This window comes from Erwinia persicina NBRC 102418 (genome assembly GCF_001571305.1).
GTDB classification, from domain to species: Bacteria; Pseudomonadota; Gammaproteobacteria; order Enterobacterales; family Enterobacteriaceae; genus Erwinia; species Erwinia persicina.
The window spans coordinates 129619-150091 of record NZ_BCTN01000002.1 but is presented as its reverse complement, the minus strand read 5'-3'; the positions used below and the strand labels follow the sequence as shown (position 1 = coordinate 150091).

The 20473-nt window shown below is 55.8% G+C and carries 20 protein-coding genes; 6 read left to right on the top strand and 14 right to left on the bottom strand.

The genetic code is table 11. From position 1 onward, the window contains the following. Positions 1 to 18: 18 nt before the first annotated feature. Genes EPE01S_RS03615 through EPE01S_RS03605 form a run of 3 tightly spaced genes read left to right on the top strand, consistent with a single transcriptional unit; the run spans position 19 to position 6823 of the window. On the top strand, positions 19 to 1452 hold the full coding sequence (locus EPE01S_RS03615) for an SrfA family protein (protein ID WP_062743234.1): 1434 nt from the start codon (positions 19 to 21) through the stop codon (positions 1450 to 1452). Further along, complete coding sequence (locus tag EPE01S_RS03610) at positions 1452 to 4436, top strand: virulence factor SrfB (protein ID WP_062743233.1); 2985 nt, start codon at positions 1452 to 1454, stop codon at positions 4434 to 4436. The genes EPE01S_RS03615 and EPE01S_RS03610 overlap by 1 nt, the downstream gene beginning before the upstream one ends. Next, entirely contained in the window at positions 4433 to 6823 is a 2391-nt protein-coding gene (locus EPE01S_RS03605; protein ID WP_062743232.1) for a virulence factor SrfC family protein, read from the top strand. The genes EPE01S_RS03610 and EPE01S_RS03605 overlap by 4 nt, the downstream gene beginning before the upstream one ends. Here the strand turns inward: EPE01S_RS03605 and EPE01S_RS03600 are convergent. From EPE01S_RS03600 to EPE01S_RS03575, 6 genes are all read right to left on the bottom strand, one after another. Next, positions 6820 to 7104, bottom strand: coding sequence for a barstar family protein (locus EPE01S_RS03600; protein WP_062743231.1), 285 nt, complete (start codon positions 7102 to 7104; stop codon positions 6820 to 6822). The genes EPE01S_RS03605 and EPE01S_RS03600 overlap by 4 nt on opposite strands. A 1-nt stretch (position 7105) precedes the next feature. After that, positions 7106 to 7576, bottom strand: coding sequence for a ribonuclease domain-containing protein (locus tag EPE01S_RS03595; RefSeq protein ID WP_062743230.1), 471 nt, complete (start codon positions 7574 to 7576; stop codon positions 7106 to 7108). A gap of 82 nt (positions 7577 to 7658) precedes the next feature. Next, positions 7659 to 8576 carry a sugar ABC transporter substrate-binding protein gene (locus EPE01S_RS03590; RefSeq protein WP_062743229.1) on the bottom strand — a complete coding sequence of 306 codons (918 nt, stop codon included), beginning with the start codon at positions 8574 to 8576 and terminating at the stop codon, positions 7659 to 7661. 395 nt (positions 8577 to 8971) lie between these two features. Then, positions 8972 to 9418 carry a DUF421 domain-containing protein gene (locus tag EPE01S_RS03585; RefSeq protein WP_062743228.1) on the bottom strand — a complete coding sequence of 149 codons (447 nt, stop codon included), beginning with the start codon at positions 9416 to 9418 and terminating at the stop codon, positions 8972 to 8974. A gap of 12 nt (positions 9419 to 9430) precedes the next feature. Beyond that, positions 9431 to 9940: a hypothetical protein gene (locus tag EPE01S_RS03580; RefSeq protein WP_062743227.1), complete on the bottom strand. Its 510-nt coding sequence runs from the start codon at positions 9938 to 9940 to the stop codon at positions 9431 to 9433. A gap of 61 nt (positions 9941 to 10001) precedes the next feature. Continuing rightward, entirely contained in the window at positions 10002 to 10394 is a 393-nt protein-coding gene (locus EPE01S_RS03575) for a YgiW/YdeI family stress tolerance OB fold protein (RefSeq protein ID WP_062743226.1), read from the bottom strand. Positions 10395 to 10689: 295 nt separating this feature from the next. Here EPE01S_RS03575 and EPE01S_RS03570 point away from each other — a divergent pair, with 295 nt between their 5' ends. From EPE01S_RS03570 to EPE01S_RS23365, 3 genes are all read left to right on the top strand, one after another. Continuing rightward, positions 10690 to 10902, top strand: a complete 213-nt coding sequence (locus tag EPE01S_RS03570) for a DUF2767 family protein (protein WP_062743225.1) — start codon at positions 10690 to 10692, stop codon at positions 10900 to 10902. An 84-nt stretch (positions 10903 to 10986) separates the two neighbouring features. Further along, the gene (locus tag EPE01S_RS03565; RefSeq protein WP_062743224.1) at positions 10987 to 11487 is read left to right on the top strand and encodes a CinA family protein; all 501 of its coding nucleotides are present in this window, start codon (positions 10987 to 10989) and stop codon (positions 11485 to 11487) included. 1431 nt (positions 11488 to 12918) lie between these two features. Continuing rightward, complete coding sequence (locus tag EPE01S_RS23365; protein ID WP_157075988.1) at positions 12919 to 13215, top strand: hypothetical protein; 297 nt, start codon at positions 12919 to 12921, stop codon at positions 13213 to 13215. Positions 13216 to 13530: 315 nt separating this feature from the next. On the opposite strand, the gene EPE01S_RS03560 is transcribed toward EPE01S_RS23365, so the two are convergent. The 8 genes from EPE01S_RS03560 to EPE01S_RS03525 all read right to left on the bottom strand — a co-directional run bounded on the left by EPE01S_RS03560 (position 13531) and on the right by EPE01S_RS03525 (position 20313). Then, positions 13531 to 14487 (bottom strand): AEC family transporter, encoded by a 957-nt coding sequence (locus EPE01S_RS03560; RefSeq protein ID WP_062743223.1) that lies wholly within the window; start codon positions 14485 to 14487, stop codon positions 13531 to 13533. 44 nt (positions 14488 to 14531) lie between these two features. Next, the gene (locus tag EPE01S_RS03555; protein WP_062743222.1) at positions 14532 to 15551 is read right to left on the bottom strand and encodes an AI-2E family transporter; all 1020 of its coding nucleotides are present in this window, start codon (positions 15549 to 15551) and stop codon (positions 14532 to 14534) included. 75 nt (positions 15552 to 15626) lie between these two features. Continuing rightward, entirely contained in the window at positions 15627 to 16259 is a 633-nt protein-coding gene (locus tag EPE01S_RS03550) for a methionine ABC transporter permease (RefSeq protein WP_157075993.1), read from the bottom strand. A 23-nt stretch (positions 16260 to 16282) separates the two neighbouring features. Next, on the bottom strand, positions 16283 to 17074 hold the full coding sequence (locus EPE01S_RS03545; RefSeq protein WP_072277395.1) for a methionine ABC transporter ATP-binding protein: 792 nt from the start codon (positions 17072 to 17074) through the stop codon (positions 16283 to 16285). A gap of 1 nt (position 17075) precedes the next feature. Then, positions 17076 to 17882 carry a MetQ/NlpA family ABC transporter substrate-binding protein gene (locus tag EPE01S_RS03540; protein WP_062743220.1) on the bottom strand — a complete coding sequence of 269 codons (807 nt, stop codon included), beginning with the start codon at positions 17880 to 17882 and terminating at the stop codon, positions 17076 to 17078. A 13-nt stretch (positions 17883 to 17895) separates the two neighbouring features. Then, positions 17896 to 18924, bottom strand: a complete 1029-nt coding sequence (locus tag EPE01S_RS03535; RefSeq protein WP_062743219.1) for an isopenicillin N synthase family dioxygenase — start codon at positions 18922 to 18924, stop codon at positions 17896 to 17898. Positions 18925 to 19255: 331 nt separating this feature from the next. Further along, entirely contained in the window at positions 19256 to 19600 is a 345-nt protein-coding gene (locus EPE01S_RS03530; protein WP_062743218.1) for a helix-turn-helix domain-containing protein, read from the bottom strand. Positions 19601 to 19857: 257 nt separating this feature from the next. Then, positions 19858 to 20313, bottom strand: coding sequence for an RrF2 family transcriptional regulator (locus EPE01S_RS03525; protein ID WP_062743217.1), 456 nt, complete (start codon positions 20311 to 20313; stop codon positions 19858 to 19860). Between the last annotated feature and the right edge of the window lie 160 nt (positions 20314 to 20473).

Here is a 20473-nt window from a genome sequence, read left to right as displayed (position 1 = left end):
ACTATAAGGTCTCTTTGCGTGGCAAAAATCTTCTTACGCAGCGGTAATCTTGACGCTGTTCTCGCTCTGGGTGAGAACGGACAGCCGGTATATCTTTCGGCTTTGCAACTGCGCGAAACCCTGCGCCTGAGAAAACAGTCGCAGGTTGCCGACTGCCTGGCGATCCCGCAGCCTAACGACGCAGGCAACCGCCTGGACTGGTACTCCCCGGTGACCGGTAAGGTGACCTCCTGGGCCGCCGCCAGCAACAGCGCCCGCACTGCCGCGCTCAGTCAGCTGCAGGCCTGCCAGACCGCCATTGCGGAAATGGGTGAACGCGCCCAGCAGTCCGACAAACCCAGTCAGAAACTGTTTGGTGCGCTGCTGAATAAAGCCCTGCAGTTCCCTGACCAGAACTACGTGTATCTGGTGGGCGGTCAACCGGTGATCACTTTCTGGGGCTTTGTCAGCCTGGATAAAAAGTTCCGCCAGGACGTGTTCGACTGCCTGCAGATTGAAGAAGACGAGCCCAAACCGGGTCTGTCCCTGCTGGCCCCTGCCCCCGTGGCCACGCCGTTGTCGGTTGCCGCTTCCGTCTCCCCGGTCATTGCGCCGCTGATTACGCCTGAACCCGTCGCAGCGGCGACGATCCCTGTTCCCCCGCCGGTGATTGTTACGCCGATGCCTGCGCTGAACATTATCGATGAGCCAGAAGATGAAACGGTGAATGACCCGGCCCCCGCGTCGGTGCCGGTGAAGCCCAAGGTGAATATCTGGCTGCGCTATGGCTGGGTAGTGCCGGCGGTGGTCCTGCTGGTGATCTTTGGTTTGCAGCTGAAAAAAGGCAGCGACAAACCGGCAGAAGTGGCACCGGATGCGCCGGTGGCCCGCGCACCACAGTCTGTCACCCCGTCGGTAGCGGCGGTCACGCCGGCTGTTACCCCGGCGGTCGCCCATCCTGCCCCGGCCGCAGAGGTTAAACCAACAACCTTACCGCTGGCCGCAGCGGTGATTGCTCCGGTCGCCCCTGCGGCGGCACCTGCGCCTGCACCCGCCGAAGAAACCGTCGCGGAGGCACGTCCCGTTGCCCGTGACGATCTGGTACTGCCGGGCGATGCAGTCAAACTGGGTTCAACCAAATTCCTTAACGGCAGCTGGCGCGTGCTGGTGCAGAAAAACCTGCCGACCGGCACCCCGCCAATGCTGAAATATCAGCTGAAGAATGGTAAAGGCACCGCGCGCATTACCCAGGGAGACGGCGTCAGCTGTAAGGTCGAGGTCTTCGCCGGACTGATGTCTTCCGGTAACCTGGTAATTAACAGCCGTACTAAAGCGCGCTGCAGCGATGGCTCCCGCTATCAGATGCCGGAGCTGGTATGTAAACAGGGTCTGACCGGCCCTGCCGAGTGCAGCGGCAGCTATAACGCCGATACGGTGCTGCCGATGACCATGAAGCGTGAGAGTAAATCATAATGCTGGCGACAATTGCGGATTTTAAACCAAACATGACGCTGGTGCAGAACAGCGGCGTCCAGTTCCTCGACTTTGCCCTGATACCGGATCTCAATGCTGACTGGCCGGGCAAATTTGTCCGGCAGACGGCTAACGGCCCCCTGCTGCGCCTGAATTATCATGCGCAGACCGGGAAATACCTGCTGCCGCAGGCTGCGGGCAGCACGCCAGAAGTGGTGAAGCCCGAGTTCAGCTTCCCACTGGCTCAGTCACTGACGCTGCTGAACGGCCAGTGGCTGCCACTGCCGTTTTTCCGCTTTAACCCGCCGCGAACGTTTATCGGCGGCCCGGATAACTGGGCGCGCGTGCGCGTGGTGGCGCTGGATAAACCGGACGCCAGCGGTAACAGCCACCGTGTGGTGCTGGCATTCGATACCAAAGTCTGGGCGGATGGCGAAGATGAGTCGCTGGCCCTGAATGAAAATGATGTGAAAAATGGTGTCAGCTTCGCGCTGGCGCACCGCAGCGATGAGCTGGGAGAATTCCTCGACCACACCTGGGTGGACGGCTGGCTGCGTGAGGCCTTTACTCAGGCGGCGTCGGCGCTGGAACTGCGCCCACAGACCAATATTAAAGCCGCCCTGCGTGAGTTTGAATATCAGGCGCACTATCTGAATATTCTGCACCTGCTGGGGCAGCAGCTTTCGGTGCCTGAGCTCAAAATCAGTGCAGCGACGCTGCAGGAACCCGCGATTGCGGTCGACCTGATCCTCGATGTGGGTAACTCCCACACCTGCGGCATTATGGTGGAAGATCATGTCGACGATCATCAGGGCCTGAAACACACCTACGAATTACAGATGCGGAATCTCAGTGAGCCGCATCAGCTGTATAACGAACTGTTTGAAAGCCGCGTGGAATTCGCCCAGGCCACCTTCGGTAAGCAAAACTTTTCGCTGGAAAGCGGCCGCGATGATGCCTTCATCTGGCCGTCGATCACCCGGGTAGGACGTGAAGCGGGCCAGCTGGCTCTCCAGCGGCTGGGAACCGAAGGGGCCACCGGCCTTTCCAGTCCGCGCCGCTATCTGTGGGATGAAGAAAGTTATACCCCCGGGTGGCGTTTCAGCCGCACCCCTGGCAATCTGATGCAGGAACCGCTGGCCACAGCGCTGCCGCTGACCTATCTGATCAATGATGAAGGTCAGCCTCTGTACACCATTCCGCTGGAAGAACGCCTGCCGGTGTTTGCCCCGCATTACAGCCGCAGCTCGGTGATGAGCCTGATGCTTTCAGAACTGCTGGCGCAGGCGCTGCTGCAGATGAACAGCCCGTTACAGCGGCAGAAGATGCTGCACAGCAGCGCGCCGCGCCAGCTGCGCAATATTATCCTTACCCTGCCGTCAGCCATGCCGAAGCCGGAGCGGGAGATCTTCCGTCGCCGGATGCTGGAGGCCATCGCCCTGGTGTGGAAATCAATGGGCTGGCACCCGATGGATGACGACTTCACCCGCGCGGAAGATAAAGCGAAAAGCAGCGTGCCGGTTCCCGATGTGCAGATGGAGTGGGATGAAGCCACCTGCGGCCAGATGGTCTACCTGTATAACGAAACGCAGGTTAACTTTGGTGGCCGTGCTGAAGCCTTCTTTGCCAGCATGGCGCGCCCGGATCGCGCCCGCGCTGCCGATGAACCGGCAGGTAAAACCCTGCGTATCGCGTCGATTGATATTGGTGGCGGCACCACTGACCTGGCGATCACGCAGTACCGCCTGGACGATGGCGTGGGCAATAACGTAAAAATCATGCCCCGCCTGCTGTTCCGCGAAGGCTTCAAGCTGGCGGGTGACGATATTCTGCTGGATGTGATCCAGCTGTATGTGCTGCCTGCTTTACAGGCCGCCTTTAAACAGGCAGGCATGGTCAACCCGGAAGCGGTGATGACCCGGCTGTTTGGACACGAAGGCCGTCTTGACGGGCACTCCACGCTGCGGCAGCAGGTGACGTTACAGATCTTTATTCCGTTAGGTCAGGCGATTCTCGAAGCTTATGAAACGTTCGACCCGCTTGATTTGACTGCTGAAATTGATGCCCGTTTCGGTGAGCTGCTGGCACAGGCACCCACAGAAAAACTGCTCGACTACATCAACCGGGAGATCCAGCGCGAACTGCCGGGTGAAGCGAAAGGCTTTGATATCCTGACAGTGCCGCTGATTGTTCGCCTCAGCAAGCTGCACGCCGAGTTCCTGTCGCCGCGCATGAATATCACCCACAGCCTGCGGTCCATGTCAGAGGTGGTGGCGGTATACGACTGCGACGTGCTGCTGCTGACCGGTCGCCCGTCACGCTTCCCCGGCGTGCAGGCGCTGTTCCGCCACCTGCAGCCGCTACCGGTAAGCCGTATTCTGTCGCTGGATGGTTATCACACCAATGACTGGTACCCGTTTAATAAGCAGGGAAAAATCGAGAACCCGAAATCCACGGCGGCAGTGGGTGCGATGCTCTGCCTGCTGTCGCTCGATCTGCGTCTTGCCAACTTCTGGTTTAAGGCCGGTGATTTCCAGCCCTACTCCACCATTCGTTATCTGGGAATGCTGGACGGTACGGGCGCGCTGACGGCTGACAACGTCTGGTACAGCGATATCGACCTGGATCAGCAGAGTTTTACCCTCGATGTACGCAGCCGCTTTCAGGTGCGGGGGGCGATTACCCTCGGTTTCCGTCAGCTGGACAACGACCGCTGGCCCGCCTCGCCGCTCTATACGCTGACCATCGTAGACCCACAGCTGGCGCGCAGTGTCGCCGGCGATAAAGTGTTACGCATCAAACTGGCGGTCAGTCGTCCGTTTGGCGAGTTTGGCCCGGAACGATTTGATATCGCCGATGCCATCCTGGATGATGGCAGCCAGGTGCCACTCGAACACCTGCGCCTGCGCCTGAATACGCTGGCCAGCGGGGCCTCGGGAATGGCGCATTACTGGATTGACAGCGGGAGCGTCTTTAAGAAATGAAATCTCTCAATAAAATCCTGACCGCACAGGCCAATAAAAAACGTGATGCCCTGACGCAGGGCATTGAGCAGGCGCTGACCTGGCTGGACGTCAACCGTCAGCAGGCCCCGCGTCTGAATATGGAAGCCGACCGTCTGGCGATCAAACTGCTTCGCCAGCACAATCACGCCAGTGTACTCGCACGCATTACGCCACAGAACTGCGCCATCGGGCTGTTTGGCCTGGCGCAGGCGGGCAAGTCTTATCTGATCAATGCGCTTGCCGCCAGTGAAAAGGGCCGTATGGAATGCGCGCTGGGCAACAGCGTGCTGGATTACACCAGCCAGCTTAATCCTCAGCAGCATACTGCCAACCTGGTACAGCGTTTCAGCGGGCAGCAGCAGAGCAGCGACAGCAGCTGGCCGGTTCAGCTGGATCTGCTGACCGAATGTGAACTGGTCGCGGTGCTGACGCTGCAGTACGCGCAGCGCGGTGGGGATGTTGCCGCGCCGCTGGACGAATCTCAGTTGGGAGACCGGGTGCAGAACGTGGCCATGTACCGCCAGCCAGACCCGGTGGACGGTATCAACCGGCATCAGATGGTCGCGCTGTGGGACGGCCTGAATATCAGCCTGGCACGCAGCAGTGCGCTGGACAGCCACTTCTGGCCGCAAGCCGTCGAACTGGCACCGATGCTGGGCGTGGACGATCGCGCCCGCCTGTTCTCTCTGTTATGGGGGGAAGATCGCCAGCTCACCGCCCTTTACCGTCAGCTGGCGCACGTCCTGCATCATCTTTCCTGCGTGACGCAGGTGCTGGCGCCGTTAAGCGTGCTGGATGAGCCCTCCTACAGCCTGCTGAACAGCACGGGTGTCAGCCAGTTTAACGCCACAGCCGACCTGACATTGCAGGTCGTACCGCGTCATGCCGGCCGCAGCCTGGCCCCCGTCAGCGTGGCGCTGGCGGAACTGACCCTGTTAAGCCGGGAAGTCCTGCTGCCCCTGTACAGCGCGCCGCGTGAGGCGTTGTTCAGTGAGGTCGATCTGCTCGACTTCCCGGGCTTTATTGATTTAACCGTGCTGCCAGATGATGAGCAGCATGAACTGGCGCTGGAGTTTTTACAGGCCCGGCGTCCCTTCCTGTTGCAGCGTGCCGCTGTTGAACAGGATGTCACCCATCTGCTGGTGTGCAGCGCCTCGGCGCACCGCAATGAAACCCGCCGCACTGGCCGCCTGCTCGACTTCTGGGTAAAACAGACTCAGGGGGAAACTACCGCGCTGCGCAGCGGGCGTAAACCGGGGTTGATCTGGGCCATGACACCGTTCGATCAGCGGATCACCCATGGTCATAATCATGATGCGGCAGTTCAGCGCTTCGTGGGTAACCCTGGCGATGCCTGGGGAGCGATGCTGGCGATGGATGAAAAAGGCGTTCAGCGCATGGCCGGGTATCTGGTCAATGAGGTGCGTGCTGACAGCAAGCTTGGCCGTATTGCGGCCCAGCGCGTGGAGATCCAGCGTGAGCTGTGTGACAACCTGCTTGGGCGCTGGTATCAGGCGGCCGAAGGTGAAGATCCGGCGGAGCGTCTGCGCATCGCCGAAACGCTGCTGAAAGCCCTGCAAACCCGCACCGGGGTTCATGGTGAGTTGTTGGAGCGGCTGGTGCCGGTTCGCGATACTCTGCGTCACCTGTTCCTGCAGCGCCAGCTCCGTACCGAACGGACGGCCGCCGATGAATACAGCATCAGCGAAGACGATCCTTTCGGCATCGGCATGACCATTGATCTGTTGAGCGACGAGCCGCTGACGGCCGTACAGACCAGCTATCACAGCGTGCCGGCCGTCGACCAGGAGGCGGAATTCGCGCAGAGTGTCTATCGTCACTGGGTTAATCAGTTGCGCCTGCTGCCGGACAACGCACCGCTGCTGGAGTTGCTGGGCGTCAGCAAACCCACGCTGGAGATGCTGACCGAGGAGCTGATCACCGCCAGCGTCCGTCAGGAGCTGGAAGGCGCGCTGGTGCGGGTGCTGGCAGACAGCGATGCTCAGGGGCTGCCTGCCGAACAGATCGCCGACCGTCAGGTTTCACGGGCGCTCAGTGTGCTGGGGGATTTTGTCGCCTGGCTGGGCTTCCAGCAGTTGCCGGAGGCCCAGCGTCCGGACAGCCGTATCAATCGCGGGCAGAAGATCTTTGCCAAGCCGGAGGCGCAGACCGTTAACCTTGGCCCGGGACAGCGCCTGACGCGCCTGGCGTTGAAGCCCAACAACCATGCCGCTTTTTACATTTACGACTGGCTGGTGGGGCTCAATGAGATGATTGTGCAGAATGCCGGATATGCGGCGTCGCGCGAAATCAGTCAGGAACAGCGCGAGAAACTGGCGCAGATATTAAAACTGATCCGTCGTTAATCCCCGCAGGCCGGGGTGCTGACGCGAACGCTGAAGGCACCACCGGTTTCCTCTTCGGCCTCCTGCATCACCTGCAGGATGCGCAGCAGCGCTGTCTGCTGCGGATGAGCGTCGAGGTGGCGCAGTGTAATACGCACCGGTAATGGAATGCCTGCCGTTAACATATCCCACAGCGCATCCAGATTGTCACCGAAATAACACAGGTCAAACTTGCGCGCGAACTGTCGGTAAAACTCACCGGCACTGCCGATATGTTGTAAATCAAACGTCACCATTTGCATCTCAGTTCACCTGTTGAAAGTGACGATAGTGATCGCGGGTCAGGTAAATCAGACCGTCGCTGGAGTAGAGCAGGCGATCCGTACCGCGTCGCCCGCAGGCGTAGTTAACGTCCGCCTCGAACCAGCGACGCCCGTTTTTCTGTGGCAGCCCCCCTTCCCGATTGCTGAAGCGATCGCCGCCGATCGCCCGCCCCGGCAGCACCTGACACAGATTGCCTTTCGACGGATCCCAGCCCTGCTGACGCGCTTCGCCTTTACGGATGTAGTAACCAGGAAGTTGCTGATGCTGACGCAGATAGTCGGCCACACGCTGCTGTTGCGTCAGCACGTCGATGTCATTGCTATCGCGCTGTGGCGCAGAAACCGACGCTGAAGGCCGGACGGCGGGCTTCTCCGACTGCCCATGTTCGCGCAGCCCGGCATAGCTGGCGACCAGCGCCAGGAGGGCGGCAATTATTAATTTTTTGTTCATGGGCGCAGTTTAGCAAATGCTGGACGGCAGGCGTAGAGCTAAACGCAGCGGCCTCGTCGGGAGGCCGCCCGTCAGGAAGGGATTATTTGTCCGCGTACTGCTTCATGTTTTGCGGCGTCACCAGTTCGAACGGGATCCAGTGATAGGATTCCACCTTCTCCCCTTTTATCATGCGCTGGGCCACCGCCACCGAGGCTTTACCCTGACCAACGGCATCCTGGAAAACCGTCACCTGCATTTTGCCGGAGGCCATGGCTTTCAGGCCATCCGGTGTCGCATCGATGCCACCAACCAGCACGCTGCCCTTTTTCTTACCCGACTGGTCGAGCGCCATGATGGCCCCGATCGCCATCTCATCATTGTTAGCCGCGACGATGTCGATTGCTTCACCGTTGGTGATCCAGCTCAACATCAGATCCATACCCTCGCTGCGGGAGTAATTCGCCGTCTGTTTCTGTACCACTTTCATTTTCGGGTATTTGGCCACCACCTGCTCCACATCACGGGTGCGCTGCAGTGCGCCCGCGTCGCTGAGGTTACCAATCATCACGCCGACATTGCCCTGATAATTGGCCAGACGCGCCAGCGCTTCCATTTGCAGGGTACCCGACTGTTTTTCATCGGAGCCGACAAACACCACGCCCGGCGGTAGCGTCTTATCACCAGGCGTGCGGTTAACATACACCAGCGGAATCTTTGCCTGACTGACCAGTTTTGTCATGGCCGGTGTTCCGGCAGAGTTCACCGGATCGACAATAATGGCATCCACCCCGGCGCTGATAAAGGCCTGTACCTGATCCGTCTGGCGGCCCACATCCCCGCGCGCATCTTCGAACTGCACGGTGATGCCACGCGCCTGGGCTTCTTTATCGATAGCCTGGCGGATAATCGTCAGGAAGTTCTGATCGAAATAGGCCATCGACACACCTATGGTTTCCGCAATGACGGACGGTGAGCAGCTTAGCGCCGCGACAAGCAGCAGTTTTTTTATCGTTTTCATGATTATCTCCAGAAGCAGCAACGTATCTGCGGCTGGAAAAATGAAATGCTACAACCGCCTGTCGAGAATAATGAAATAAATGATTTTTCAGCAATCGAAATTTAACGGAATCGTAACATTCGTCACGCTTTGTGAAAGGGAAAAAGACGGTGAAAATATTTATTGCGAGCGGACTGGCGCTTTTGCTACCTGAGACTATTCTTACGCCCGGGATCGTTGCTGGTTCCGTTAATGGTGCAGATTATACCACCCGGTGTATACCGGGTATTTTTTTCACCTTCCCCTCTCCTCCCTCTCTGCCGTTGACTGCATGCTGCCAGGCTTAATAAACGGAAAACCGCCTGTCGATCCGCCGTCTTTACAGGCAGGTGAACGTTAACCGTCCGACAAATGCCTTAATGGTCAAAGGGGATGATGGATATATGACCGTTCTTCTCCAGGATGGCGAATTTAATTTTGGCTACTTCATATACCCCCTGATTCGTCCGGGCAGACACTAAAATATCATCCAGCGTTATTCCGGACTTTTTCAACTTATTGTCCAGCACTCTGCCATTTTCCACCAGAATAACCGGAGAACCGTCGAGCAGATAATCAAACCATCCGGTCTTTTTCTTGATATAGCCCAGCGTGATGTCCAACACCACCAGGGTAATAATGGTCAGGGCTGCTCCGGTAACCGAAAAGTCATCGCCCAGTAGCGCCTGCTGTGTCGCCTCGCTGATAATCAGCAGCAGGATCAGGTCGAATGATGTCATCTGCAGCAGCGCCCGCCTGCCGGCGATTCTGAAGACAATCAGCAGGATAAAGTAGATCCCCACGGCACGAAGTACGGTTTCCATATTCTGCTCCTGTTACGGATAGATCAGCTGAAACAGGGTCACGGGGTCATTGCGATCAACGCGAAAGGTTGCGCGGCCCACTCCGGCCTGACGGGGCTGCAAACCGATCCACAGCGTATGGGGATGTTGCGCATCGGTGGCGGGATATTCGAGAATAAGCTGGTTGTCACGGCTGTAAGCACGCTGCGGGCGGGGATTCAGCGTAAGCACTTCATAGCGATCCATAAAATCACCGCCCAGCGTCAGGGTAGAGACGGAAGCGCCGCTTCCCTGCCAGGTGATTTTCATATCCATATCGCTGATGATCCGGCCAAAGCGTTCATATTCGACGCTAAGATTGCCGGCGCGATCCTGCGCCACACCGTCGCTAAGATAGCCTTTAGAAAAAACGCCGAGCGTACCTGCGAAGGTAAAGATGAAAAGGAACAGGGTGCCCCAGGCCCTGATTTTTTGCTCAACAGCTATCCAGCGTGGACGTTCATCAACGCCGCGTGGTGTGACGGGGGCATTTTTGTCTGTCATGTCATCACCTGTCAGGGGAGCTGCGCATCAGCCGGCAGTGTTGGCCCTACCAGCCGCTATATCAGGGTTCATCCAGGCGCTCTACCTTGAGGGCGGTGTTTTTGCCCTGCCCCTCAGTCCGGCCGCTGATCCTGACTAAATCGGACGCATTATACGTCCTCTCTTTCCACACTTTCTGGTCGATGGTCACCGGAAGCGATCCGGATTTATCTCTGAAGGTGTAGCGATCGCCTGAATGTTTTTCAACGATGTTGCCTTCCAGCGTGACCCAACTGCCTTCTTTCAGATCGCGCAGGGTTTTAACCTGACTTTCAGTCGTATCCTCCGTGCCCTTGTAGCCGGCATCCTGCTTGTGAGCCGGCGGTGCTTTTTCGCCCGACTCAAAGCCGCCTTTTTCTGCCATTGCGGAACCGGTCACCGCTAATAACACTGCCGCTAAGATAACTGATTTCATTGTTCCTCCTTGGTATTTGAGAATTAAGCCTGGCACAGGCAAGCGAAACTGAAATGCATCCGGCAGGGATATTTGCTCTGCTCTTACTGATTTCAGAAAAATCTTAATTTATTTTACGCGGAAAAATTACGCCGCCGGCGTAATGGCTGAATCCACAATAAGGTTTATTTAGCGCTTCGCTACCGTTCGGTTACGCTGTTTATTTTATTTCGCCCTGAACGCATTTATTTCTGCAAGGCCACCGCCGTTGTCTACAATGAAAAAGGTATGAAAACGGTCTCAATGAGGAAGCCCGATGAAAAGAGATGTGCTTAGTGAAGAATATTATGATGAGGTGTGTCGCGTGATTGGTGACGCTGTGATTGTGCTGGCGGAAGACGGGAGAAATACCCAGCGCAGCACAATCACCGACCTGTTACAGCAGACCCGCCAGTTAAGGTCGGATGCTGACCGCGAAGAGCAAAAGGTGCTGGAACATGCCATCCGCCTTATCAAACCGACGCCTTAACAGGACAATTAACCCTTCCATTTATAAGACCGGGCTACTCACCAGCCAGCATCAGAGTGGCCTTGATTGTTTATAAGGAGTCCTATGGATCAACAACTGTTACAGGCTGCCGACACGTTAGGCTCCCTGTTGAAGAAAAAAGAATTGCGGCTGGCGACGGCGGAGTCCTGCACTGCCGGTCTGGTCGCCATGTCACTCGGCGCAGCATCTGGCAGCAGTGCGTTTTTTACCTCGGGGTTTGTCACTTATTGTGATTCTGCTAAACACCGCATCCTCAACGTCCGTGAAGACACCCTGAAAAAGCACAGTGCCGTGAGTGAAGAAACTGTCAGGGAGATGGTTGTGGGCGCACAGCATTTGTCGGGCGAAGCCGTGAGTCTGGCTATCAGTGGTTATGCAGGCCCGGACGGCGGAGACGATGGCACCCCCGCCGGCACGGTGTGGTTTGCATGGGGGTTACCCGGTGAGCGGACCGTCGCCGAGGTTCAGGCGATCGCGGGGCCACCTGAAACAGTGATCCATACCGCCGCGTTATATGCGCTGCGCAGACTGACGGCACTGCTGAGTGCCGATCCGCCTCAGTGACGGGCTGTTCCTGACAGCCGCATTAATAACGATGTGGCAATGACTGAAAATAAGGTCGTCAGTTTCTCCCTGATCCCCCCTTCTCTACCCGCTCTCTGACGCTTAGCCGCCCGGCTCGCCCGGGTGCATCTCTTTCGGGATATAACGCTTTATGGTTAAGCTGTCAGCCCGGCATAAAAAGAGGAAGACACACTGGCCGGATCCTTCTGAGAACAGGGGCTGATGATATAACGTGTAATTGATGTATGATTATTTCTATTATGCATATATTTAACTGGGTTGCTGATATGCGTAACAGGTTACTCTTATAATTAAAGTTTGTAGCGTTATACAACTTAACGTTGGATAAATAATAGGTATAGTTTCCCTGGTCAGGCAGGCTTCAGTGTTGAGGGTATGGCCAGCCCGCATCCAGGCCAAAGTAGGACATTGCACAAGTCACTATAAAGTATAACAATATTGAAGTAAACAGACCTATTGCTGTATATTCAAGCAATTTTGAATATCTCATTAATCGCATAAAATCTCCTTGGAAATACTGGTTGCGTGAAACAAAAATAATATGTTACCGGTAAAGCAGCAAGCACTAAACCGCATTATCTCTGAAAGAAATGTTACTCAACGTTTCATGTAAATAGTCTTTTTCAATGCAACTTAAACGAAAAAAAAGAGACAAAGGTATCAATTTCATTAATTGCAAATATATAGATAATCACCGTTATAAATAGAGTGAGGATTTATTCACAATAAAGACTGATAAGCGACAGATGCATGAAGAGGCTGACTGATGCAGGAAGACCATCGGCTAATGATGGCGAAAGCGGTAATCTCATAATGTATCAGTCACCAAAGCTGAGAGGCTTACAATGTAGTGATTAACTCATTTCGCGGACCTCTGCTCATTACAGGCAGCACTCAGTGCCAACAGTAAAACATTGAGATTTTCATAACCCTATCCCCTTACCTCAGTGTGGTGACAGTCCTGTAGCATGACTTATTGATCAAGTAGCAAGAAAACCTGTCCTCATACGTTACTACTGATTATTTATCAGGATTCCTATTTTAATTCATAAGCGTATATTAACTATTGGGGTTTCCCACATGGCAAGATAAAACGGAATTTCAATGAAAAAAATCACAGCAATCCTTTTGGTCTCAGTTCTCGGTATCATGTCTGCATCAGCATTCGCATGCCCTAAAGGCCAACATCCTCACGGAGGAACAGGTTCACATCATAAGGGTGGCTACTGTTCTTAGCTGATGGGTAGGAAGAAAAGTTCACATCGGAGTGAGTGAACCTGGGATTATTAAACCGCTTTTAGTTGTGACTCTGAAAGCGGTTTAAAAAGTGAGGTTGACACTGAATATCTTTTTGCAATTAGCCTACTGAATCATCTTCTGTAAACTGCCCCCTATATAAAAGGTTGCATAATGAACAACGGGAACGATGAAAAATTTCGCTTATATATGAGTAGTGGTAAGAAAGAGATGGAACAGTTAGCGTCTGCGTGCAAAATCGTAAGTGAAAGTATTAATAATCGATTACGTAACTCTACTGACCCCAGACCTTTGATCAATCCCGTTCAGGTCTACGTCTCTTCTTACTCAGAGGGGCAAACAGAATCTCATTCTCACATCTGGATAGCAGTTAACTCTTCATGGGAGATCGCAGAAAATGCGCGCTTCAATCTTGAAAGCGTTGGATACAAAACAGGAAACATTGTTTGACCCTACAAGAGATAACATTTTTTCTCTGAAACGATTCTTAGGTAAGAGACTTTTATCGACTTAAGAACGGAAAAAATAAAATTTACTCTTTTTCAATTCCGGTGGTTCTCAGGCAGTCAGCGCCAGCCGTAGATGGTGATCTATAAAGTCCGTTTTAAGAGCGATGAACATCGTTCTGACTGAGTAACGCTGCCGAGTGTTTTATCTCAGCATATTCCCCGGCAATATCTCTATTTTTTCTAAGATAATCACGGAAATCGGGGTCTTGCAGTGGAGTTTTGCAGAAGCGCTTTCTGACCGTCAGGTTATCCTCACTTACCCATACACCCAGTCCATCGTCATCATCAGCACTGGGGTGGTTATTGCCGAAAAAAGCGTTGTCAGCAGCATGCTGGTCGCCGCAGGCCCGGTCAGCGCATTAAACTGCTGCGACATCAGATAGACGTTCACGCCCACGGACATAGAGGCCAGCAGAACCACCACTTTACTCTCCAGAGGGGGCAGCCCAATGATCCACGCCAGTCCCCACACTACCAGCGGCTGCACAATCAGTTTGATGGCGCTCAGCGCGTAGCTGATGGCCAGCCCCTCTTTAATGCGATACCCCGCCAGGCTCATCCCCAGCGCGACCAGCGCCAGCGGGACGGCAATCTGCCCCAGCATGCTGAGCGGCTGGTCGATAAATTCAGGTAATGGCAGACCGGTCAGACTGAACAGCGTGCCGGAAAGGATGCCGATAATTAGCGGATTTTTCAGTACGCTGATGGCCGTCTGGCCAAAGCCGCGCAGATTTAGGGCGCCATGCCGGAACCATTCCACCGATACCGTCGCCAGCGTCCAGAGGATCAGTCCGTTAAAGACCAGCACCAGGGCCACGGACGGGATGGCGGCATCGCCCAGCATCACCCGCGCAATCGGCAGGCCAAGCAGCACATTATTCGAAAAGATACCGCCCAGCGCAAAAACCGACCCGGATACGCCATCCAGCTTAAACAGCCGTGATGCCACCAGCCTGCCAAAGGCAAACACCAGCAGGCAGCCGCCAAAGAAAGCAATAAGCAGGCGGGCATCCACTGGCGGCCCGGCGGAAAAGTTACACATCAGTCGGAAAAGCATAACGGGCAGAGCCACGCGGAACACCAGGCGGTTGATGGCGCTGGTGATGCTTTCCGGCCACTGACGCCAGCGCACCAGCAGCCAGCCCAGCCCAATCAGCACGAACAGCGGCAAAGCAATCAGGATCTGATGGAACAGCGTGGCCAGCAAAGACATGGGAGTTTTCCGTCAGGGCCGGTATCAGCCGGCCAGAAATCGCGTTAAATCAGTCTCGACGCGCGCAGTTCCGCCTTCAGATAGGCGTAATACACCGGTGCCGCTACGACACCGGCGAGGCCAAAGGCCGATTCAAACACCAGCATTGCCAGCAGGATCTCCCAGGTTTTGGCGCTGATGCGGCTGCCGAAGATACGCGCATTAATGAAGTATTCCAGCTTGTGGATCAGCACCAGATAGATCAGGGCAATCAGCGCCGCCTCCAGCGAGATGGAGAGACCGATCAGCACAATCACCGTATTCGAGATCAGATTACCAATGATGGGCAACAGTCCGGCGATAAAGGTCAGTACCACTACGGTTTTGGCAAACGGGAAATGCAGACCAAACAGCGGCAGCACGCCAAACAGAAAACCGCAGGTGAGAACCGTGTTGACCAGCGAGACCTTGATCTGGGCAAACACCACGTTATGGAACGCCGCCGCCAGGGTGGTCAGGCGGTCTAACATGGCCTGCTTTAACGGCGCTTCCGGGCGCACGCCGCTGCTGATGCGTAGCGAAATGATCGCCCCCAGAAGCATGCCGATCAGCATGGTGGCAAAGGTGTGGGCGGCACTGCGGCCGAAGGTTTGCACCACCACCAGATGTTCGCGCAGCCACGCGACGACCTGATTTTGTAACTCGTCGATATCGGAAGGCAGATAGCGGGTGATCACCGGTGACAGCGTGTGCTGGGCATCTTCAAGCAGTTTGCTGGCCGTGGCGTGAAACGCGGCGGGATTCTGGAAGTCATGTAGCAGGAAGCCGATCAGTTTGGTGATGCCGGTCACCAGCGACAGAATAATTACCACGCTGAGGAACATAATGCTGATCCAGCGGGCGATCGGCCCCTTTACCAGCCGCTCCACCAGTGGCGTCAGTGCCAGGATGGTTTCATAAACGATAAAACCTGCCAGAAAGCAGGGCAACAAACGCAGCGGGAAGATGGCAAACAGCGCAATAAAAATCAGCCCATAGCTGGTTGCCTGACATAACTGCGCCCGATTAACGTTCCGTATTTCCATGACCTGTCCTGTCCGAAAGGAAAAAAGTGAAGCGAATTCAGACAGTATACTATGCGGACAGGGATTTTTGCTGAATTAACGGCGATGAGCCAGACGCCGAACGAGCCGGTCACCGGCCATCTGAACCCCCTGCACCATCAGCACCAGCATCACCACGGTCGCGATCATGACCGGCTGATTAAAGCGTTGATAGCCGTAGCGGATCGCCAGATCCCCCAACCCACCGCCGCCGATCACTCCGGCCATGGATGAAAAGCCAATCAACATCACCAGCGTCAGCGTCATCCCGGCCAGCAGCGCCGGCAGTGCTTCCGGCAGCAGCACCTTACTGACCACATGCCAGCCGCTGCCACCCATGGACGCCATCGCTTCAATGCGGCCCTTGGGCACCTCATCCAGTGCATTTTCAACGATACGGGCAAAAAACGGGATAGCCCCCAGCGCGATCGGCACCACGGCAGCACTGCTGCCGAGCGTCGTACCGACAATCAGGCGGGTTAACGGGATCAGGGCGATAAGCAGCACCACAAACGGCAGTGAGCGTCCGATATTGACGACAGTTCCCAGCACGGCATTAAGGCGCGGTAACGGTAAAATGCCGTCGTGACGGGCCACTTTCAGCAGCACCCCTAACGGCAGGCCAATAAGCAGCGTAAACAGACCGGCCAGTGAAACCATATACAGGGTTTCCAGCGTGGCCGCCGACATCAGCGACCAGAGTTCATCCAGATTCAGGCTACCGCGCACAGTTCACCTCCGTGAATACCGTGACGCTGCAGGAAATGCCGTTCAGCGGCAGGGTCGTGAAGCAGCGCGTTGCGCAATACCGAGTCCGGCTGACGCAGCAGTGTACTCAGCGCCCCGCTCTCGACGATCCTGCCCCCCTCCAGCAGCGCAGCGCGATCGCAGATCGCCTTCACCACGTCCAACTGATGGGTGATCATCACGATGGTCAGTCCGAACTGCTGATTAATCTCCTGCAACAGCGCCAGCACCGAGGCAGTGGTTTCAACATCCAGCGCACTGGTTGCCTCATCGCACAGCAGGTAGTCCGGCCTGGCCGCCAGCGCACGGGCAATGCCTACGCGCTGCTGCTGTCCACCGGAAAGCTGGGAGGGAAACGCCTCAGCTTTATCACTCAGCCCCACCAGGGCCAGTAACTCTGCCACGCGCGCCCGCCGCCCGGCGGATTTCATCCCGGCTATTTCCAGCGGTACGGCCACGTTACCCGCCACACTGCGCGAATGCAGCAGATTAAAATGCTGGAAGATCATACCGCTGCGCAGCCGCTGCCGGCGCAGCGCAGACTGACTCAACCCGGTAATATCCAGACCGTCGACACGGACCTGCCCGGCGTCCGGCCGTTCAAGCAGATTAAGGCAGCGGATCAGGGTGCTCTTTCCCGCCCCGCTGCGGCCGAGAATGCCAAAAATCGAGCCGTCCGGTATGGTCAGCGAAACATTATCCAGCGCCGGAGGATGGTCCGGATGATAGCGGCGGGTGACATTCTCAATCTCAATCATCTTATTGCCCCGCCACCGGGATCACCGAGCCTTTGTAGGTCTGCTGTATGTAATCAGCGACCTGCTTCGACTGGAGATCTTTAGCCAGTTGCCGGATGCGCGGGTCGTTCGCCAGCTTCGGCGTGGTGACCAGGATATTGGCGTACGGATTATTCTTCGCTGATTCCAGCCCCAGCGCGTCTTTCGCCGGGGTCAGCCCCGCCTCCAGCGCATAGTTACCGTTAATAACGGCCAGATCGACATCGTCCAGCGCCCGGGGGATCTGCGGGGATTCCACTTCCAGGATTTTCAGCTGCTTAGGATTGGTGGCAATATCTTTCGGCGTGGCCTGGTCTTTTGCCGGGTCACTGAACCCCGGTTTCAGCGTGATCAGCCCCTGGCTTTGCAGCAGATAGAGGGCGCGGCTGAGGTTGGTGACATTGTTTGGCACCGCCACGGTGCCCTTCTCAGGCACATCTTTCAGGCTTTTCACTTTACGCGAATAGATCCCCAGCGGTTCGATGTGCACCGTGGCCGCGACGGTAAACGTCTGCCCTAGGGCCTTTTCCTGATCGCGCAGGTAAGGCACATGCTGGAAATAGTTGGCGTCCACGTCTCCGTGTGCCAGCAGTTCATTGGCGTTGATGCCGCTGGTCAGCTCAATGACTTTGATATCCAGAGTCGGGTCGATTTTTTTCACGTAATTAAGAATTTCAGCGTGCGGGACGGCGTCGGCCGCCACGCGTAGCGGTTCAGCCGCCTGAGCAGAAAAAGCCAGTGTCAGCGATAACGCGATCCCTGCCAGAGAAAATGAAGCCTGAGGTGTCATGGTGTTTCCTTGTTTAAGCCGTATATTGAGGTTGTTGTTGTAATTCCTGATACCAGCGGGCTGCCACGTCAGGATGGGAGCGCAACCGGCCTTTCAGGTAGTTCCAGCCGACATCACGCAGCAGCGGATTGAGCGGGTCGCTGGCCGGACCCTGTGCCAGCCGGGCAATTTCTTCCGGCAGCGTAAAGACCGACACGACGGCATCCAGCTGTGCGCCAAGGAAAAACGCAATGGACAGGCGATCCTGGTCATTGGGCGGTGATACCACACGGTGCACGGTAGCGCGCAGGTAACCATTGCTGGCCAGTTCCAGCAGCTCACCAATATTCACCACAAATGCGCCCTGCAGAGGCAGCGCATCCACCCAGCGATCCGGCTCGACCTCCACCTGTAATCCGCGCTGCTGATCCTGTAACAGGAAGCTGAGGAAGCCGGAGTCTTTGTGAGCGCCGACGCCCTGACGGGTCGTTTCTGTGGTCTGCCCGGGATAGCGGATCAGCTTGATATGCTCGTTGGGCTTTTCACCGTAAAGCGCATCAAAGGCATCCGGCGACAGTTCCAGCGCCTGAGCAAAAGCACGCAGCAGCCGCTGGGACATGGTGGTCATTTCCTGTTGCCAGTGCAGCAGCGTCGGTTTGAGTTCGGGCAAAGCCTCTGGCCACAGATTCGGCCCCTGCAGGCGTTTCCAGCCCGCCTCCCCCTTTTGCAGCGGCAGTGCGGGACGTTCTGCACCAATATCAAACTGTTCACGCCAGTCTGGCTGACTGCGCGTGACCTCCGAACCTGCCCGGTTATAACCGCGAAAATGCGGCGAGTGGATCATCGATACCCGCTGCTTGTCTTCCTCCGGTAGTGCAAAAAACTGCCGGGACAGCTGCTGTACGCGTGCCGACAGCTGTTCATCTACCCCGTGATTGATCAGATAGAAAAAGCCCACGTCGCGCGCTGAGCGGCTGAGCTTTTGCAAAAAGGCTTTCTGCTGCGCGGCATCACCGTCGAGCTGGGCGAAATCAAGGATCGGTAATGAGGTAATCTGGCTCATGGAAACTCCGTAACAGGGTTTATGACACGCGGCGAAAGGTCGGGCGGTCAAGGGCGAGCGGCAGGCGCTCCGGCTGACAGAGGGAATATTCCGTTTTTTGCGCGGCAGGTAAAATATCAATAGTGGCAAAGGTTGGCACAATCGCAGATAACGTCTGTCTGCAATTCGAAATGCGGGAATGTTATTTTCTTTTGGCGCGGGAAGCGCGCACAGTGTGAAGAGGTACTGAACGTACTAATGACTGGCTGCGGGGGATTAAGAGTGTTCGGGACGTGTGGCTGGCGCAGGCGGATAGGTGAATATCCGCCTGCGTCGCAGGGGAATGCAATGGTCAGGCCGCGTGCGCGGCGATCTGAACCTGACGGCGCCATGCCCCCGGCGACTGGCCAAACTGACGTTTGAAGCTGCGGTTGAAGGACTGCTGTGAGTCAAAACCAAAGCTGATCGCCACATCCAGAATCGGCTCACCGCCCCGGGCGAGGCGTTCAGCGGATTTTTTCAGACGGCGTTCACGAATATACTCACCCAGCGCGTAGCCGGTGTGCTGTTTAAACATACGTTGCAGGTGCCACTTGGAGTAGCCAGCGCGTGCGGACACGGTGTCTAAGTCCATCTTCCCTTCAATGTGCGTATCGATCCACATTACGAGATCATTAATAAAATCATCATGGCTCATCGGACTTCCCCTGAATGGATTAAGGCAATAATGTCACTAGCGTGCCTGTTGTTCTGACCAGGTACGCCCCTAAAGAGTAACTTTGACGAATGCACTTAATAACGGTAAGGCAGGCATCGTTTTAATGCAAGTTTTATTGTTGCATTAAGTGCGATCGGCGGGCGATTCAGGGCATAGGTGGACACGACTGGCGGGAAAGATTAAGGGGGGACTATTTTCCCCTGCGCGCAACCCGCACAGGGGAAATCAGGCAACACTCAGGAGGCGCAGCGCTGATCGGGATGAACTTCGTTACGCTGCATTATCTCACGCAGTGCGTCGGCGACGGTACGTCGGGCGAGCACATCAAGGGAAGCCTGTTCGGCTTCTTTGGCCAGCTGTTTGAAGTACCAGCAGGCATTGGCGCTGACGACACAGAGTGCCGGAACGTCCGGGCGACCGGCCATCAGTGGTTTATCTTCTATCACTGAGGTGTAGATATCGCAGAGCGTTATCTGGTCTGCCGGGCGGCCAAGGCGCGTTGTGCCGCAGCGGCCGAGCGTTGAGACAATAATCCCGTCACGTGTCAGTGGCACCATCATCTTGCGCACGAAACTGGGGTTAGCATCCAGCCCATCGGCGAGGATTTTACTGGTGCAGCGCCGTCCCTCGCTATCCGCCTTAGCGATACACAGCACCATTTGCATGGCGGTAGGAAAACGAATATCAAGCATGATGTGATCCTTGCTTTTTTCGGCTCATCAGAGAACGAATCACTACAATAAAAAGCATTAAAAATCAGTCAACTATAAAATACATGAGTTTGATAATATAACAAACTTAGAGACCATTTTGAAGCCATGCACTAAGCAGTACGGGCTATTGAGGATATCA

What these genes read in the sequence shown, in the direction of transcription:
- EPE01S_RS03610 (WP_062743233.1), top strand. Translation starts at nt 1,452, where the DNA reads ATGCTGGCGACAATTGCGGATTTTAAACCAAACATGACGCTGGTGCAG.
- EPE01S_RS03605 (WP_062743232.1), top strand. Translation starts at nt 4,433, where the DNA reads ATGAAATCTCTCAATAAAATCCTGACCGCACAGGCCAATAAAAAACGT.
- EPE01S_RS03600 (WP_062743231.1), bottom strand. Translation starts at nt 7,104, where the DNA reads ATGCAAATGGTGACGTTTGATTTACAACATATCGGCAGTGCCGGTGAG.
- EPE01S_RS03595 (WP_062743230.1), bottom strand. Translation starts at nt 7,576, where the DNA reads ATGAACAAAAAATTAATAATTGCCGCCCTCCTGGCGCTGGTCGCCAGC.
- EPE01S_RS03590 (WP_062743229.1), bottom strand. Translation starts at nt 8,576, where the DNA reads ATGAAAACGATAAAAAAACTGCTGCTTGTCGCGGCGCTAAGCTGCTCA.
- EPE01S_RS03585 (WP_062743228.1), bottom strand. Translation starts at nt 9,418, where the DNA reads ATGGAAACCGTACTTCGTGCCGTGGGGATCTACTTTATCCTGCTGATT.
- EPE01S_RS03580 (WP_062743227.1), bottom strand. Translation starts at nt 9,940, where the DNA reads ATGACAGACAAAAATGCCCCCGTCACACCACGCGGCGTTGATGAACGT.
- EPE01S_RS03575 (WP_062743226.1), bottom strand. Translation starts at nt 10,394, where the DNA reads ATGAAATCAGTTATCTTAGCGGCAGTGTTATTAGCGGTGACCGGTTCC.
- EPE01S_RS03570 (WP_062743225.1), top strand. Translation starts at nt 10,690, where the DNA reads ATGAAAAGAGATGTGCTTAGTGAAGAATATTATGATGAGGTGTGTCGC.
- EPE01S_RS03565 (WP_062743224.1), top strand. Translation starts at nt 10,987, where the DNA reads ATGGATCAACAACTGTTACAGGCTGCCGACACGTTAGGCTCCCTGTTG.
- EPE01S_RS23365 (WP_157075988.1), top strand. Translation starts at nt 12,919, where the DNA reads ATGAACAACGGGAACGATGAAAAATTTCGCTTATATATGAGTAGTGGT.
- EPE01S_RS03560 (WP_062743223.1), bottom strand. Translation starts at nt 14,487, where the DNA reads ATGTCTTTGCTGGCCACGCTGTTCCATCAGATCCTGATTGCTTTGCCG.
- EPE01S_RS03555 (WP_062743222.1), bottom strand. Translation starts at nt 15,551, where the DNA reads ATGGAAATACGGAACGTTAATCGGGCGCAGTTATGTCAGGCAACCAGC.
- EPE01S_RS03550 (WP_157075993.1), bottom strand. Translation starts at nt 16,259, where the DNA reads ATGTCGGCGGCCACGCTGGAAACCCTGTATATGGTTTCACTGGCCGGT.
- EPE01S_RS03545 (WP_072277395.1), bottom strand. Translation starts at nt 17,074, where the DNA reads ATGATTGAGATTGAGAATGTCACCCGCCGCTATCATCCGGACCATCCT.
- EPE01S_RS03540 (WP_062743220.1), bottom strand. Translation starts at nt 17,882, where the DNA reads ATGACACCTCAGGCTTCATTTTCTCTGGCAGGGATCGCGTTATCGCTG.
- EPE01S_RS03535 (WP_062743219.1), bottom strand. Translation starts at nt 18,924, where the DNA reads ATGAGCCAGATTACCTCATTACCGATCCTTGATTTCGCCCAGCTCGAC.
- EPE01S_RS03530 (WP_062743218.1), bottom strand. Translation starts at nt 19,600, where the DNA reads ATGAGCCATGATGATTTTATTAATGATCTCGTAATGTGGATCGATACG.
- EPE01S_RS03525 (WP_062743217.1), bottom strand. Translation starts at nt 20,313, where the DNA reads ATGCTTGATATTCGTTTTCCTACCGCCATGCAAATGGTGCTGTGTATC.